15 protein-coding genes are annotated in these 15,374 nt (G+C 50.5%); 7 read left to right on the plus strand and 8 right to left on the minus strand.

Going from position 1 to position 15,374, the window contains the following annotated elements; all coding sequences use genetic code 11:
• The first annotated feature begins 184 nt into the window (after positions 1–184).
• The 3 genes from VB081_RS02400 (at position 185) to cysK (ending at position 4,182) form a co-directional block, all read left to right on the plus strand.
• Complete coding sequence (locus tag VB081_RS02400; RefSeq protein ID WP_323399257.1) at positions 185–1,669, plus strand: hypothetical protein; 1,485 nt, start codon at positions 185–187, stop codon at positions 1,667–1,669.
• Positions 1,670–1,942: 273 nt separating this feature from the next.
• Complete coding sequence (locus tag VB081_RS02405) at positions 1,943–3,232, plus strand: O-acetylhomoserine aminocarboxypropyltransferase/cysteine synthase family protein (RefSeq protein WP_323399258.1); 1,290 nt, start codon at positions 1,943–1,945, stop codon at positions 3,230–3,232.
• Between the two features lie 14 nt (positions 3,233–3,246).
• Complete coding sequence (gene cysK, locus VB081_RS02410) at positions 3,247–4,182, plus strand: cysteine synthase A (RefSeq protein WP_323399259.1); 936 nt, start codon at positions 3,247–3,249, stop codon at positions 4,180–4,182.
• A 59-nt stretch (positions 4,183–4,241) separates the two neighbouring features.
• Here cysK and VB081_RS02415 read toward each other — a convergent pair whose 3' ends face one another.
• The 8 genes from VB081_RS02415 to VB081_RS02450 all read right to left on the minus strand — a co-directional run bounded on the left by VB081_RS02415 (position 4,242) and on the right by VB081_RS02450 (position 12,168).
• Positions 4,242–4,919 carry a GntR family transcriptional regulator gene (locus tag VB081_RS02415; protein ID WP_323399260.1) on the minus strand — a complete coding sequence of 226 codons (678 nt, stop codon included), beginning with the start codon at positions 4,917–4,919 and terminating at the stop codon, positions 4,242–4,244.
• Positions 4,920–5,033: 114 nt separating this feature from the next.
• On the minus strand, positions 5,034–5,879 hold the full coding sequence (locus tag VB081_RS02420) for a 3-hydroxyacyl-CoA dehydrogenase family protein (RefSeq protein WP_323399261.1): 846 nt from the start codon (positions 5,877–5,879) through the stop codon (positions 5,034–5,036).
• 4 nt (positions 5,880–5,883) lie between these two features.
• Positions 5,884–6,654 carry an enoyl-CoA hydratase/isomerase family protein gene (locus tag VB081_RS02425; RefSeq protein ID WP_323399270.1) on the minus strand — a complete coding sequence of 257 codons (771 nt, stop codon included), beginning with the start codon at positions 6,652–6,654 and terminating at the stop codon, positions 5,884–5,886.
• Positions 6,647–7,828 (minus strand): acetyl-CoA C-acetyltransferase, encoded by a 1,182-nt coding sequence (locus VB081_RS02430; protein ID WP_323399262.1) that lies wholly within the window; start codon positions 7,826–7,828, stop codon positions 6,647–6,649. Before VB081_RS02430 ends, VB081_RS02425 begins: the two co-directional genes overlap by 8 nt.
• Before the next feature lie 6 nt (positions 7,829–7,834).
• Complete coding sequence (locus tag VB081_RS02435) at positions 7,835–8,809, minus strand: transketolase family protein (protein WP_323399263.1); 975 nt, start codon at positions 8,807–8,809, stop codon at positions 7,835–7,837.
• Positions 8,810–8,821: 12 nt separating this feature from the next.
• Positions 8,822–9,637, minus strand: a complete 816-nt coding sequence (locus VB081_RS02440; protein WP_323399264.1) for a transketolase — start codon at positions 9,635–9,637, stop codon at positions 8,822–8,824.
• 23 nt (positions 9,638–9,660) lie between these two features.
• Entirely contained in the window at positions 9,661–11,100 is a 1,440-nt protein-coding gene (locus tag VB081_RS02445; protein ID WP_323399265.1) for an aldehyde dehydrogenase family protein, read from the minus strand.
• Positions 11,101–11,142: 42 nt separating this feature from the next.
• A complete protein-coding gene (locus VB081_RS02450) occupies positions 11,143–12,168 on the minus strand; it encodes a zinc-dependent alcohol dehydrogenase (RefSeq protein WP_323399266.1) in 1,026 nt (341 codons plus the stop codon).
• Between the two features lie 298 nt (positions 12,169–12,466).
• Here VB081_RS02450 and VB081_RS02455 point away from each other — a divergent pair, with 298 nt between their 5' ends.
• The 4 genes from VB081_RS02455 to VB081_RS14960 all read left to right on the plus strand — a co-directional run.
• Positions 12,467–13,363, plus strand: coding sequence for a sugar phosphate isomerase/epimerase family protein (locus VB081_RS02455; RefSeq protein ID WP_323399267.1), 897 nt, complete (start codon positions 12,467–12,469; stop codon positions 13,361–13,363).
• A gap of 270 nt (positions 13,364–13,633) precedes the next feature.
• Positions 13,634–13,975: a phenylpyruvate tautomerase MIF-related protein gene (locus VB081_RS02460; RefSeq protein ID WP_323399268.1), complete on the plus strand. Its 342-nt coding sequence runs from the start codon at positions 13,634–13,636 to the stop codon at positions 13,973–13,975.
• A 51-nt stretch (positions 13,976–14,026) separates the two neighbouring features.
• Entirely contained in the window at positions 14,027–15,196 is a 1,170-nt protein-coding gene (locus VB081_RS02465) for an iron-containing alcohol dehydrogenase (RefSeq protein WP_323399269.1), read from the plus strand.
• A gap of 30 nt (positions 15,197–15,226) precedes the next feature.
• Positions 15,227–15,374 (plus strand): C-GCAxxG-C-C family (seleno)protein (locus tag VB081_RS14960; protein WP_442872696.1); only part of this gene is annotated, 148 nt, incomplete at its 3' end.

The raw sequence follows: 15,374 nt of genomic DNA on the forward strand, positions 1-15,374 counted from the left end.
TGCGTTTGAAGAAGATTTTAAAATCGAGATCGACGAGGAGCAGGCGAAACGATTCTCAACGATCGGGGATATCGTTGATTATTTGGCGGATTTGCAATAAGGTAGTATCCATAAAAATAATTGTTCAAATCTGTTGCGATGTGTTTATAAAAAAGGTTGAGGCGCTATAAAAGGGGGAAAGATTATGGCGGAACATGCGCAAACGCCACTTGGATACCTGATGGAAATGCTATACATTCAGGGAACGAAGCTGGCAAGTGCGATACATGTAGACCGGACAGTGATCAGCCGGTGGAAAAATGGACGTACAAAATTACATGCAAAATCAGTCTATTTTCAAGACATAGTAAACGCCATTCTGGATTTTAATGAAGAACAAGGCCTAAGGAAGCTGGAACGCTTTTTTGAATCGGTGAACGATACAAAGATCACAAACAGGGAAGAACTGTATGCGTTTGTGGCATCGTGGCTGCTCTCCGAAGAATTTGAACAGAAATATAAAGAAAAAGTAACAGACAACAGCCTGTACACAACGACCTATAAGATTTATAAAGGGCCGTCGGGTAAACGCGCTGCAATTCTGGATTTTCTTGATGTTCTCCTGAGCTTGCCCGGTGGGGAATCAGTCTATGGCTTCGACGCGGCTTCGCGCATCTTTCGTTCTCTGACCAGCGACCTTTCAACATCGCAAAAGAAATTTATCGAAGCGGAAAAGAAAAATCATCAGTTGATGATGTTGTTTTATATGAACCGGCCTGCGGAGCAGATTTACAACATGTTCCAGTATTGGCTGCCCGCATTCCTGTCCCCAAACGCACATACCTATTATACCTATGATGTGGAAAACCCGTTTTATGATTATATTTATAATATCAAGGGGAAACTGGCGCTGGTAGGCTCCAATTTTGATGGAAACCCGGCCAATATGTACACGGCTGTATACGACGACCCGATGACAGTGCATCAGATCGATGCGTTTATGGAAAAACACCTGGAGAAATTTAATAAGCTGACACATCACTTGGAAAATCGGGATATGTGTTCGGATTTTAATGCTAACCCCATGAGAAGGTATCTTGCGACCAATATGGATCAATACGTAATCACCGAATCCACCCCTTTTATTACGTTCAGCAAGGAGACGTTGGATGACGTGCTTTTGTCGATCGATCTTTCTGCCGGTGAAGAGAAAAAAATAACACAATTTTACCGGAACTGTGTGGTCAATACTAAGAAGTTTTTAGAAGGGGACAATAAGACGCACGTCATTTTTAGCGCAGACTATATCCACGACCTTCGTGAAGAAGTCATCGTAGAGTCTCCGACATTCACCTATCTGCTTGGCCGGCCAATTAGAATGCCCAGTAAATTCATCCTGAGGGAAATCGAATACTTCTTGGAAACGGTACAAAACAACTCCAAAGTAAAAATCGGATTGCGGCCGATGGGTTCGGAGCCGTTTATCCCAAATCTGAACCTGTGGGTCAAAGAAAATACCATCGCGTACTTCCATCCGTCGAACGATTATTCGGTGCGGGTTTTAACGAATGAGTTTGCTTCGGTCAATTCATTTTATTCAATGATAGAGCAGTTCTGGATGCAGCTTCCCTACGAATGTACAGATCAGGACTGGGTCTATGAACAGATGGACAGGCTGATGAATAAATAAGAAAATAAAGAGTAGAAAAGCTGCTTTCCTAGGCTGGGAAGCAGCTTTTTGTTTTTTCATAAAAATAGTGATTGACAAATATAAATGGCTCTGATAGTATTAAAACATAAAAATAATAAAACATATATGTTTGATATGTTTTACGGAACGGAGGATGCGTATGTTTGGTCAGAGGGTACGAAAATGTAAATGTGCAAAGGAACGAATGCGGCGATGTATCGGCGGGGATAGGAAGAACTAGACGATACACACGCTACCAAAAGGAGAAAACCAATGAGCATTTTTAAAGACAGGGAAGTAAAATTTGAGACCTTGCAACTGCACGTAGGACAGGAAGAAGCCGACGCGGTGACGGATTCACGCGCCGTACCCATTTACCAGACGACGTCGTATGTGTTCCACGACAGCGATCACGCACAAGCGCGCTTCAATCTTTCGAACGCGGGGAACATCTACGGAAGGCTGACAAACCCCACGCAGGATATTTTTGAGAAACGGATCGCGGCGCTTGAGGGCGGCGTGGCTGCACTGGCGGTTGCTTCAGGCGCGGCGGCAGTAACCTATACGATACAAAACCTTGCTGCGGCCGGTGATCATATTGTATCTGCAAAGACAGTGTACGGCGGGACATACAACCTGCTGGCGCATACGCTTCCGACATATGGCATTACCACGACATTTGTCGATCCGGACGAGGAAGGCAGCTTTGAACGTGCGATACAAAACAATACAAAGGCGATCTTTATCGAAACGATGGGCAACCCGAACGCAAGCCTGATCGATGTGGAAAAGGTCGCGGAGATCGCGCACAAACATCAAATTCCATTGGTGGTGGATAATACGTTTGCGACACCGTATCTGTTCCGGCCTTTAGAGCACGGGGCGGACATCGTGGTACATTCCGCGACGAAATTCATCGGCGGGCACGGAACAACGATCGGTGGCGTGATCGTGGATGGCGGAAAATTTGACTGGAAGGCAAGCGGAAAATTTGCAAGCCTTGTCGATCCGAACCCAAGCTATCATGGCCTGAGCTTTGTAGATGCGGTCGGCCCGGCGGCTTTTGTGACCAAGATACGGGCGATATTGCTGCGCGACATGGGTGCGACGCTCTCGCCCATTCATGCCTTTATTTTTCTGCAGGGCTTAGAAACGCTTTCGCTGCGTGTAGAGCGCCACGCCTACAACACGAAAAGGGTGATCGAATATTTGCAGAAGCATCCAGGCATTGAGCGGGTGAACCATCCGTCGCTCAAAGAAAGCGGATATAGCGAACTATACGCAAAATATTTCCCCAATGGCGGGGGATCGATCTTTACGATAGAGGTGAAGGGCGGCGCGAAGGAAGCGCGTACGTTCATCGATAAGCTGAAAATATTTTCACTGCTGGCAAATGTTGCCGATGTGAAATCGCTGGTGATCCATCCGGCGAGCACGACGCATTCGCAGCTTACGGAGGAAGAACTTTTGGAGCAGGGGATCAAATCGAACACAGTGCGTTTGTCGATCGGGACAGAGCACATCGACGATATCCTGTATGATCTTGAGCAAGCGCTTGCATAAAAGGAGGAAGAATTTTGTCTAGAATTTATAAAAGCCTGACAGACCTGATCGGCAAAACACCGCTGTTGGAGCTTACGAATTATGAAAGGGAACACGGACTAAAGGCCACGGTGCTCGCGAAGCTGGAATATTTCAACCCCGCGGGAAGTGTGAAAGACCGTATCGCTAAAGCAATGATCGATGAAGCGGAAAAAGCGGGGGTATTAAAGCCCGGCGCAACGATCATCGAGCCGACGAGCGGGAATACGGGGATCGGCCTTGCAAGCGTTGCGTCTGCACGTGGATACCGTACGGTGCTGACGATGCCCGAAACGATGAGCATGGAACGCAGGAACCTCTTAAAGGCATATGGCGCGGAGCTTGTGCTGACGGAAGGCGCAAAGGGCATGAAGGGCGCAATCGAAAAGGCGGACGAGCTTGGAAAAGAAATACCAAATTCATTTATTCCGGGGCAGTTCGTGAATCCGGCAAATCCAGCGGTGCACAAGGCGACCACCGGCCCGGAGATATGGGAGGATACGGACGGTAAGGTAGACATCTTTGTTGCGGGAGTGGGCACTGGAGGCACGATCACCGGCACGGGAGAATATTTAAAGTCTAAAAATTCGGATATCAGGGTTGTCGCTGTCGAACCAGATGCGTCGCCCGTGCTCTCCAAGGGCACGCCGGGGCCACATCCTTTGCAAGGGATCGGTGCGGGATTCGTACCCGACGTACTGGATACCAAGATATATGACGAAGTGATCACCGTGAAGGGTGAAGACGCGTTCCGCACGGGCAGGGAGCTTGCGCGGACGGAAGGCGTGCTGGTCGGGATTTCTTCGGGTGCGGCGGCCTATGCGGCGGCACAGCTTGCAAAGCGTCCTGAAAATGCGGGAAAGACGATCGTTGTATTGTTACCCGATACGGGCGAGCGGTATCTGTCTACGCCGATGTTTGCAGAAGAATAAGAAATGATACCACATAAAAACCCGGGAAATGATTCCCGGGTTTTTGTTTTTCGGTTATGTCAGTTATCCTCGTTTAGGAAAACCTTGTATTTACTGTTTCTCAAATCATAGAATTCGATCAGGTGTTCCTGGATCGCCTTTGAATATTCCGCTTCGTTGCGGTTCATCAAGGCGCGGATGATCGGGTCATGGTGCGAGATGTTTTCCTTTTTGAATCCGGGGCGCGCATACTCGATGGACTGGTAAAAACAGATTCTCTGGTAGAGCTCTTTTTGAAAACGCAGCAAAATCGGATTGCCCGCAATCTCGGCAAGCTCATTGTGAAAATGAGCGTCAAAAATGATCCGGTTGAAGATATCACCCTGTTTTGCATATTCTTCACACATATCCGCAATCTCTGCAAGACGCTGGAAGTCGGCATTACTGCCGTTGTAGATCGCAAGCTTTCCGGCAAGCAAATCATTGCTGAGCCGTACCATGCCAATATCGTGGATATCTTCCTTTGTAAAAGAGATCACCTCGGCGACGCGGTTGGGCGAAATATTGACCATGCCCTCAGCGGCAAGGATACGGATCGCCTCGCGAATAGGGGTACGGCTGACATTGAGCATTTCGGAAATTTTTTCCTCTGGCACTTTCCCGCCGGGCTTGATCTCCTGGCGGATCAGCATCTCCATAATATGGTCATGCACATATTGCGCAAGATTGATTTTTACTTTGTCCTTTTTTTCATTCATACTTATCCCTCTTGGTACTGCTGTTTTTCAATTTTGTGGTGAGTACCGACAAACACATTCTTGCATATCAGACGGCAGACTGTCAAGTAGCGGCTGTGTAGTCAGTCCCGCCTTCTATTGATAGGTAAAAAACCCCTGTCCGGTCTTTTTGCCCAGCATTCCTGCGCGCACCATTTTGCGGAGCAGGGGATGCGCGCTGTATTTATGGTCTCTAAATTCGTCATGCAGCACCTCCATGATCGCGAGGCAAATGTCGAGACCGATGAGGTCGCCTAAGGAAAGCGGGCCGATTGGGTGGTTTGCTCCCAGCTTCATGGCGGTATCGATGCTTTGCGCGCTGGCGATCCCCTCGGCGTATATGCCGATCGCTTCGTTGATCATAGGGATCAGCAGGCGGTTTACCACAAACCCCGGGCCCTCGTCCACCGGGACAGGTGTTTTATTGATTTCCTTGGCGATTGCAATGATAGATGCAGTGGTATCCGCACTGGTCTGCATACCGGCAATGACTTCCACCAAATTCATGACGCCCGCCGGATTAAAAAAGTGCATACCGGCAAACCGGCCTTTTTCTGTTAGGGCAGCCGCGATCTGTGTAATGGAGATCGAAGACGTGTTGGAAGCCAGAATGGTATCCGCCTGCACGATTTTTTCAAGCGTACAAAACAAGTCCTGTTTGACCCGCAGGTCTTCATAGACCGCTTCGACAACAAGGGTACTCCCGTCGCATTGCTCAAGCCGGTCGGTGACGGTGATAACACCTATTGTCTGCTCCATCGCATCTTGTGACAGCTTCTCTTTTTGTACAAGTCGCGTCATATCGGACTTTATTTTACCCAAACCTTTTTTGGCAAGCGACAGGGAATGATCTGCCAAAACGACCTGCCAGCCAGTCTGCGCAAAGACCTGCGCAATGCCTGCACCCATCGTTCCCGCGCCGATCACACTCATTTTTTTCATTGTTTTATTCTCCTAAAAAATGTTCCGTCTTTTTCTTATGCAAAAAATTATTCATGCCTGCCTGCCGATCCTTGGTGAGGAACAGCTGCGCAAACAGCATATTTTCCATTTTGATATCCTGTGACAGCCTCATGGAACGTTTTGCCGCTCTCACAGCGAGCGGCGCATTGCCGCTGATCTTGCCCGCCAGACCGCAAGTATATTCCATCAGTTCGTGTAGCGGTACCGTGCGGTTCACGATGCCGTAACGTTTGGCGCAGTCGGCGTCGATCGTGCCAGCGGAGAATATCATTTCTGCCGCTACAGCGTGCCCTGCGATGCGCGAAAGCCTCACGGTACCGCCAAAGCCGGGGATCACCCCGAGGGAAGCCTCCGGAAGCCCAAAGATCGCGTTTTCCGCAGCGATCCTGACGTCACAGGCAAGAGCGAGCTCCATGCCCCCGCCAAGTGCAAAGCCATTTACGGCGCAGATCACGGGTATGGGAAGCGTTTCAATGCTGTGCATGACAGCACAGCCCTTTTCCGCAAAGGCTTTTGCACCGAAGAAGTCCATATGCTCCATTTCGGCGATATCAGCTCCGGCGGCAAAAGCTTTCTTGCCCGTGCCGGTGATCACAAGACAGCGAGCGAGGGGATCGCGCTGGATAGTAAGCAGCGCATCGTGCAGCTCTGTGATCATTGTCTGATTGATCGCGTTGAGCTTATCCGGACGGTTGAGCGTCAGGATGACCACATGTCCTTTTTTTTCAATCGTCAGCGTATCCATATCATTCACACAATTCAAAAATAGTAGCTTCGCCCATACCGCCGCCAATGCACAGGGTAGCAAGGCCACGTTTGGCGTCCCGCCTTTGCATTTCGTGCAGCAACGTTACGGCGATCCTTGCGCCCGAAGCACCGATCGGGTGTCCGAGCGCGATCGCTCCGCCGTTGACGTTAACGATATCCTGTGGCAGTCCAAGTTCCCTTGTGACAGCCAGCGCCTGCGAGGCAAAGGCCTCGTTGGCCTCCACAAGATGCAGGTCGCTTATCTGCAAATCCGTGTTTTTGAGCGCCTTTTGCACGCTGGGCACAGGGCCCATGCCCATATACGCAGGGGAGACCCCTACGGAGCCGCTGCCCAGCCATTTAGCCTGTGGCTGCAAATAGTTCTCCCTGAGAAATTTCTCCGAAACGAGCAGCAGGGCTGCCGCGCCGTCGTTGATGCCGGAGGCGTTTCCCGCAGTTACGGTTCCGTCCTTTTGAAAGGCGGGACGAAGCTTGCCAAGGGATTCAAGGGATGCATCGCCTCTGATGTATTCGTCATTTTCGAACAAATAAGGAGCTTTGCGGGGCAGCGATACCTCAACAGGAACGATCTCCTCGCGGAATCTGCCGGAGCGCTGCGCTTCGTGCGCCTTTTGCTGTGAGGTAAGCGCAAAGGCATCCTGCTCCTCACGCGTAATCCCATATTTTTGTGCGACGTTTTCCGCTGTGATCCCCATGTGGTAATCATGAAAAGCGTCCCACAGGCCGTCGTGGATCATCAGATCCATAAAATCAATGTTGCCCATTTTATGTCCCCAGCGCATATGTGCGGCATGCGGAGCCTGCGACATGTTTTCAAAGCCGCCCGCGATGATACAATCTGCCTGACCCGAACGGATCAGCGCTGCCGCAAGGTTTAAGGACGTAAGACCGGAGCCGCACACCTTGTTGATGGTGAGCGCCGGAACCTCCACCGGAAGTCCGGCGGCGATCATGGCCTGGCGGGCAGGGTTTTGCCCCTGACCCGCCTGTAGGACATTGCCCATAATGACCTGATCGACCTGCCCGGCAGGGAGGATGGCCTTGCCGAGCAAACTGCGGACGACGGTTGCGGCAAGCTCTATCGCGCTCACCGATTTTAAGGAACCTCCAAAGGAACCGATCGCCGTCCGGCAGGAATTCATGATATATACGTCTTGCATGCTGCGTTACCTTTCTTTTCGTGCGATCGCTGTCCTCACTTTTTTGGCGATGTTTTCGGCGGTGAGGCCAAATTTATTCTTTAAAAAGTCAACAGAGCCGACTTCGCCGAAATGGTCGTTGATGCCCACGCGTTCTAAAGGAACGGCGCACGTCTCGCCGACAACCTCCGCCACCGCGCTGCCAAGACCGTTGATGATGTTATGGTTTTCCGCCGTTACGATCGCGCCTGTTTTTTGTGCCGCCGCCTTGATCGCTTCACGATCGATCGGCTTGATGGTGAACACATTCAGAATGCGTACGGATATCCCGTCCTTTTTCAGCAGGTCGGCGGCTTTGACCGCCTCTGCGACCATGATGCCGCTTGCGACGATGGTTGCGTCGGAGCCGTCGCGTATCAGGGCCGCTTTACCGATATCGAAGGTGGAGCCGTCCTCAAATATTTTTTCCGCATTCTTACGTGAAAGACGGATATAGTAGGTGCCATAAGATTTTTCAAGCTGACGGATGATGTCCTCCAGCATGACGGAATCGGTCGGCTCGATCACAGTAAGGCCGGGGATGCCGCGCATGATGCCCATATCTTCAAAGGGCATATGGGTCGCGCCGTTAAAAGCCGCTGTTACGCCGGGGTCGCTGCCGATGATGCGTACGTTCGCCTGTGCAAAGGCGCAGGAGACAAACACCTGATCAGCGACGCGTCTTGAGGCAAAGCAACCGAACGTATGGACATACGGAACCTTGCCAAGCGTAGACATACCGGCGGCAGCGCCGATCATGTTTGCTTCCATGATCCCGCAATTGATGGTGCGCTCCGGAAATTTATCGCGGAAGGGCAGCATACCAATCGAATTCATCAGGTCGGCGTCCATGGCGACGATGTTTTTGTTGTGTTCGGCAAGATCGATCAATGTTTTGCAATAAACGTCGCGCATCGCTGCCTTTTCTGTCGATACGCTTTCGCATACTTTATAATTTGCCATTTCAAACCCTCCTTAGCAGCCAAGCGCCGCAAGCGCCTGATCTACCTGTTCCTCTGTGAATGTCATATGATGGTTAAAAAGAACGTCCTCTGCAAACGTACAGCCTTTTCCCTTGACAGTGTCCATAATGATCATGCTGGGTCTGTCCGGCTCTGTCTTCGCTTTTGCAATCGCTGCCGTAAGAGCGTCTACGTCGTGCCCGTCGCACTGGATGGCGTTCCATCCAAAGTCTTCAAACTTTTTGCGCAGGTCGCCAAGATCGCAGATGTCTTTGGTATAGCCATCCAGCTGCTTTTTGTTGTAATCCACAAAAGCAATCAGGTTGTTAAGATGGTGCTGCGGGGCAAACAGCGCGCCCTCCCATATCTGGCCTTCGTCACATTCACCGTCGCCGATCACAAGAAAGGTGCGGGCGTTCATCCCGTCCATTTTTTGTGCCATCGCGACGCCAATGGCTGTGGACATACCCTGCCCGAGAGAGCCTGTGCTCATGTCCACACCGGGCGTCTTGTTCCTGTCGCAGTGGCTTGGCAGAAGCGTATCGCCAGTGTTGATGGTGGCCAGCTCCGAAAGCGGGAAATAGCCTTTTAAAGCAAGCGTTGCGTAAAGCGCGGGGCCTGCATGCCCTTTGGAAAGGACAAACCGGTCACGGTCGGTTTTCTGAGGGTTCTGCGGGTCGATATTCATCTCCTTGCCGTATAGTACGGCAAGGAGATCAGCGACGGACATACAGCCTCCGACATGACCAAAACCAAGATGGCGGAACGCCTTTAGCGTTTCGACGCGTATTTGGTTGGCAAATGATTTCAATTCTTCACTGCTACTCATATTTTTTCTCCTTAAAGATGTACTTACTTCAATAACTGCTTCAAAGCAATATTTTTGGTCTGCGTATACTCGTCGAGCGTGTGCGTGATTCCTTCACGGCCGATGCCCGTCATCTTGTATCCGCCAAACGCGAGATGTGCGCTTCTGTAGTTGCCGCAGCCGTTGATGACACAGGTGCCAGCTTCGATCTCTGTCGCGACTTTAAGCGCGATGCAGATATCCGGCGACATCACGCCGCTCGACAGGCCGTAAGGCGCGTGGTTGGCGATTTCGATTGCCTGCTCAACCGTATCGAAGCCGATAACAGGGAAGACAGGCCCGAAAATCTCCATTTCGCCCGCGACGTCCATATCCATCGTGACGTCAGTCAGCAGGGTAGGCTCAAAATAAGTGGTATCGTACCGCTTGCCGCCATACAGGCAGGTAGCGCCCTGCTCGATCGTTTTTTGTACCTGCTGCTCCACATCTTTTGCCGCACGCTCGCTGATGAGGGGGCCGTATACCGTATCGGGATCGAGCGGATCGCCGATCTTCAGGCCTTTGAGCGCCTCGAGTAATTTTTGCGTATATGCTTCTTTGATGCTGTTCTGGATGATCAGACGTTTTGTACCGCAGCAGGTCTGCCCGGCATTGCTTGCGCGTCCGGCCAGCGTCTCTGTTACGGCCTGATCAAGGTCTGTGCCTTCAAACACAATAAGCGGGTCGTTGCCGCCCAGCTCTAAAAACACGTGCGTCAGGTTCTTTGCGCCGTTCTGCATGGTCTCGATACCTACGGAAGTACTGCCTGTCAGGCTGATCGCGTCGATCTTCGGGCTTTCCGCGATCTGCTTGCCAATGCGCGCGCCGCTGCCCGTTACGATCTGTGCAGCCGCACCCGGAACGCCTGCCTCCAGCAGAAGCTGCGTCAGGAAAATATTACACATAGGGGTGTCGCTTGACGGTTTGATGATGACGGCGTTACCCATCACAAGCGCCGGAGCCACTTTATGAGCATAGAGCTCGACTGGATAGTTGAAGGGGACGACACACGCGACCACGCCAAGAGGCTCCCTGAGCGTAAAGATGATGTCTCCCTTTACTCTTGCCTCAGAGTTGAAGGGCAGGGTCTCGCCGCCGTAGTTCTTCGCTTTTTCGCAATAGGATTCAAAAATCCCCATACATGCCTTCGCTTCGTCGATGCAGGACACCAGTGTTTTTCCACTTTCGGCACTGATCATCTTTGCAAAGACGTCAAGGTTTTTGTCGATCAGGGAAATGAATTTGCGCAGGATATCCACACGCTCAAAAAGCACGACGTCCCGCCACTGCTTTTTTCCTTGCTGGGCTGCGTCAAGTGCAGCCTCTACATCCTGCTGCGTTGCCGAAGGAACCGTATCAATCAATTCCATGGTCGCCGGATTCAGTACCTCCAGGGTTTTGCCATCGCTGGCGGCTGTTTGTTTTCCATTAATGAGCATTTTCATAATAAAGCACCTTCCTTTTATATGATCTATTTTTTATTTATCTTACGGTATCAAATAAATCTTATAGCCTTCCTTATTGGCAAACATATCAAACGCAGTTTCCCACTCGTCAAGCGGCATCCGTGCGCTGATGAGCTTTTTGACCTTCTCAAGCTTGCCCTGAGAAGCAAGCTTTAACAGGATATCCCATGAGGTACGCTCTGTTGCGTAGCTCACAGAGAGAGCAAGCTCCTTGCATAAAATTTTATCCATATCGACAGGCACGGGCTTGCCATACAGTCCTACCTGCGCTAAGTTGCCTGTCTTTTTGAGCATATTGATGCACACGTCAAGGGAGGGGGGCGCGCCTGCGCATTCATAAGCGACATCCACACCGTCTACTGTGATTTTGTCGATTATACTTTTGAGCTCTTGCGGGCTGGAGCAAACAGCGTCTGCACCCAGTTCCCGGGCGAGCGCAAGACGCTCTGCGTCCTGCGGCGTACCTGACATAATGACATATGCGCCCTGCATTTTGGCGATCAGCATGGTGAGCTGGCCGATGGTGCCGGGGCCGGATACAAGCGCCACGTCCCCGGCTTTTATATGGGATTGCTCGATGACGGCGCGGATCACGCATGCCAGGGGTTCTGCAATAGCCATCGTATCGTCGCCGGAAACATTGGCGGGAAGCTTGAACGCCAGCTCGGCGGGGATCACCATATATTCAGCCATTGCGCCGTTGACACCAGAGCCGATCGAGCGCCGCTCGTTGCACAGCATCAGCAGGCCTTCGCGGCAATACCCGCAGTGTCCGCACGTGACGGCGGCAGTCATGGAGATGATCTGGTCGCCTTTTGCAAAGCCTGAGACGGCGGAGCCCATGCCCTCGACAATGCCGGTGTATTCGTGCCCCAGTATGACGGGAGGGTAGTAGGTATACTCGTCGTGCATCAGATGGATGTCTGTGCCGCATATCCCAGCCGCCATAATTTTGACCAGCAGTTCATTTTTTTTCGGTGTGGGGATAGGGATATCGCGAATCTCCATTCCCTGACGGCCTTCTGCAAATTTTACCAAAGCTTTCATAGTATTCTCCTGATTTTTATAATTGATCGAGATAGATAAAAATAGTGAAGCGTTACATGATGTCGTTATGTTGATATATAATTAAGAAAACTTGTATACAATTGATTGGATAAAATTATGGAACAACTTGATTGTATATCATAAATTTGAATAATGCAATAGCAAATTATGAAAATTTCAGAAGCTAAAAGTGTATTATATATTGACAAACTCAAAAAAAGAGCTATGATAAAATTAAATATTTTCAAAAAACAATAAAATTTTCATAAAAATAACATCTGAATATGGAGGCGCACACATGAAACTTTCTTATAACGAAGCGACAGCGGCGAATTGTTCTAGCCTGGAAAAGGACCTTGTGTTATGCGAGGAGAATGGATTTGACTATATCGAGATGCGCGGTGATATGCTGCTCGATTACCTGATGGGGCATCCGGCGGCAGTGCTGAAAGACTTTTTTGGCAATAGCCATTTGCAACCGCACGCAATGAACGCGCTCTATACCTATGCGGATATGTTCCACCCGCAAAGGGCGAATACTTCCCGCGACCGTGCGCTGTGTGCATATTTTCTTGCGTGCTGTGAGACGGCATATAAGATCGGCGGGCATTACTTTATTGTTGTGCCGCACCTTCTCGACGACAGCGGTAACATCTATCTGCCGCACGATCCCAATACCATGCCATACCCGTACGATAAGGAAAAGGTGATGGAGGATTCGGTGCGGATATTGAGGAAGCTTGCGGCAATGGCGGAGCAATATGAGATGAACCTGGCATGGGAACCGGTGGGCAGCATGGGTTGTGCGGTACGCACGGCACGCGACGCAATGGAGATCATTGATGCAACAGGGTGCGGCAATGTAGGGATAACGCTCGACCCCTTCAATTTATACTTAGACGGTAAGCGCAATGATTTCTCTGATCTTGCCCGCATACCCAAAGAAAAAATATTTGCGGTACACATCAACAATTGTGATCCTCTGCCTTTGGGCACGCTCGACCACTGCCACAGGCGGTTTGTGGACGAAGGGGAGATCGACCTTCATAATTACTTGGAGAATATCAAAAAGACGGGATATGACGGCATGGTATCGATCGAAACGTTCCGGCCTGAATATTATGAAATGACCCCGGAAGACGTGATCAGGACGGCGTATGTGACGACGAAGGCGCTTGTAGAAGGACGGCTGTAGCGAAACGGGATAGAGTTATTTTCTGAAAAAAGAATATAATTAAATTATTATAAACAGAAAATAATATACAATTTTCTGAAAAAATATTGACAAACGGAAAAATGTATATATAATTACTTTTTAGAATCCAAAAACATTTTTGATATACCTTGCAGCTATTTCTTCTATGTATTTTCTTCTTTGTATCATACGAATCATTATTTCTATATGTTTCTATACTCTTGATATATCCACTATTACTTTAAAACCATATTAAGAAAGGAGAAACCAATGCCATTTATTGATATCCGTACAACAAGAACCGTGACTGCGGCAAAAAGCGAAGCGCTGAAAAGCAGGATCGGAGGGATCATTGATATCATTCCGGAAAAGAGCGAAGCAGTCCTGATGATTGATATCAATGACAAGTGCAATCTCTTTTTTGGCGGGAAGAGGCAGGAATGCTGCTATATGGCGGTCAACCTGCATCACGAAGCGCCGATGGAAAATAAAAAAGAGATGATCGAGAAATTGTTTGTGATCGTGGCTTCCGAGCTGGAGATCGAGCAGGATAATATTTTTATCACCATCAGCGAATTCCCATATTGGGGGGCAGGCGGCCATTATATATAGGCGGCAGATGCAACGGCAGTTTGTAACAGATAAACAGAGGAGGTAAGGACTTTGAAAGATATTATGATCAGTTTTCCGACAAAGGTAATGATTGGGGACGGCATGCTCAAAAACTTGGGCGAACAGGCAGGCAGCCTTGGGAAAAAGGCGTTTGTGCTGTATGACCCGTTCCTGAAAGGCTCGGCGACATTGCAGGCGATTCTTGACGACTTAAAAGCCAACGGCGTGTCATATACCGAGTTTGACGATGTAGTGCCGAATCCGCGGAACACGACGATCGACCGCGGCGCTGGGATCTGCGCACAGGAAAAATGCGATGTTGTGATCGGCATTGGCGGCGGCAGCGCCATCGATTCGGCCAAGGCGATCGCGCTTGTGATGACGAACGGGGGAACGTGCTGGGAATATACGGAACGGCAGAACGAATATGTACACCGTCCGGAAAAGCCCGCTCTGCCTTTGATCGTGATACCGACGACGGCAGGGACGGGGACGGAGGCAACACCTTGCTCGGTGATCAACAATCCGTCGCTGAAGAGGAAATGTACGATCATCAATCCGGCGATCTACCCGACGGTATCGCTCATCGATCCGGCGCTGATGACATCCATCCCGCCGCTCAGCACGGCGCTCACCGGCATCGATACATTTGCGCACGCGTTTGAGGCGTATATCTCAAAAAATTCGAATGACTGGACGGATACGATCGCGCTACGTTCCATCGAATTGTTTGCACGTTCGATCCGCGCGGCGGTGAAGGACGGATCAGACATCGAGGCGCGCTATGATATGGCGCTTGCGTGTATGCTTGGCGGATGGTCTATCGCGCAAGCGGGCGTAACCCTGCCGCACGCGCTAGGACAGCCTTTGAGCGCTTTTACAGACGCACCGCACGGCGGCACACTGGCTGCATGTCTGGTACAGATCATTGAATGGACGCTGCCGTATGGCGAGGAAAAATTTGCGAAGGTAGCGGAGATATTCGATCCGTCTCTTGTAGGCAAAAGCAAGGCGGAGCAGGCAGCGGCGCTGCCGGGACTGCTGCACAAGCTTTACAAGGATATTGGGGTAGACGTTTCCTTTGGCGGATACGGCCTCAAGGAGGAGGAGATCCCCGCGTTTGTCGACCTGGCGTATACGGCGTTCAAGCAGGATATCGACGGACATCCGAAGCCCACCAGCCGTGAGGATGTGGAGCAGCTGGTACACCAGTGTATGTAAGAGGGGGAAAAAGAGATGACAAAACCGGAAATGGCAAAAAAGAATTTCAGCGACGGCTATAACTGCGCGCAGAGCGTAGCGCTTGCCTTTGCGGAGGATGTGGATATGGACAGGGCGGCGCTGGCGCGCCTTGCCAATGGCTTTGGCGGCGGCGTCGCGTGGACGGACAATATCTGCG

Source organism: Christensenella sp., assembly GCF_034927525.1.
Lineage (GTDB): Bacteria > Bacillota > Clostridia > Christensenellales > Christensenellaceae > Christensenella.

Bases quoted from the DNA above. Each gene is read 5' to 3' on its own strand.
- VB081_RS02400 (WP_323399257.1), top strand. From the start codon at position 185: ATGGCGGAACATGCGCAAACGCCACTTGGATACCTGATGGAAATGCTA.
- VB081_RS02405 (WP_323399258.1), top strand. From the start codon at position 1,943: ATGAGCATTTTTAAAGACAGGGAAGTAAAATTTGAGACCTTGCAACTG.
- VB081_RS02415 (WP_323399260.1), bottom strand. From the start codon at position 4,919: ATGAATGAAAAAAAGGACAAAGTAAAAATCAATCTTGCGCAATATGTG.
- VB081_RS02420 (WP_323399261.1), bottom strand. From the start codon at position 5,879: ATGAAAAAAATGAGTGTGATCGGCGCGGGAACGATGGGTGCAGGCATT.
- VB081_RS02430 (WP_323399262.1), bottom strand. From the start codon at position 7,828: ATGCAAGACGTATATATCATGAATTCCTGCCGGACGGCGATCGGTTCC.
- VB081_RS02435 (WP_323399263.1), bottom strand. From the start codon at position 8,809: ATGGCAAATTATAAAGTATGCGAAAGCGTATCGACAGAAAAGGCAGCG.
- VB081_RS02440 (WP_323399264.1), bottom strand. From the start codon at position 9,637: ATGAGTAGCAGTGAAGAATTGAAATCATTTGCCAACCAAATACGCGTC.
- VB081_RS02445 (WP_323399265.1), bottom strand. From the start codon at position 11,100: ATGAAAATGCTCATTAATGGAAAACAAACAGCCGCCAGCGATGGCAAA.
- VB081_RS02450 (WP_323399266.1), bottom strand. From the start codon at position 12,168: ATGAAAGCTTTGGTAAAATTTGCAGAAGGCCGTCAGGGAATGGAGATT.
- VB081_RS02455 (WP_323399267.1), top strand. From the start codon at position 12,467: ATGAAACTTTCTTATAACGAAGCGACAGCGGCGAATTGTTCTAGCCTG.
- VB081_RS02460 (WP_323399268.1), top strand. From the start codon at position 13,634: ATGCCATTTATTGATATCCGTACAACAAGAACCGTGACTGCGGCAAAA.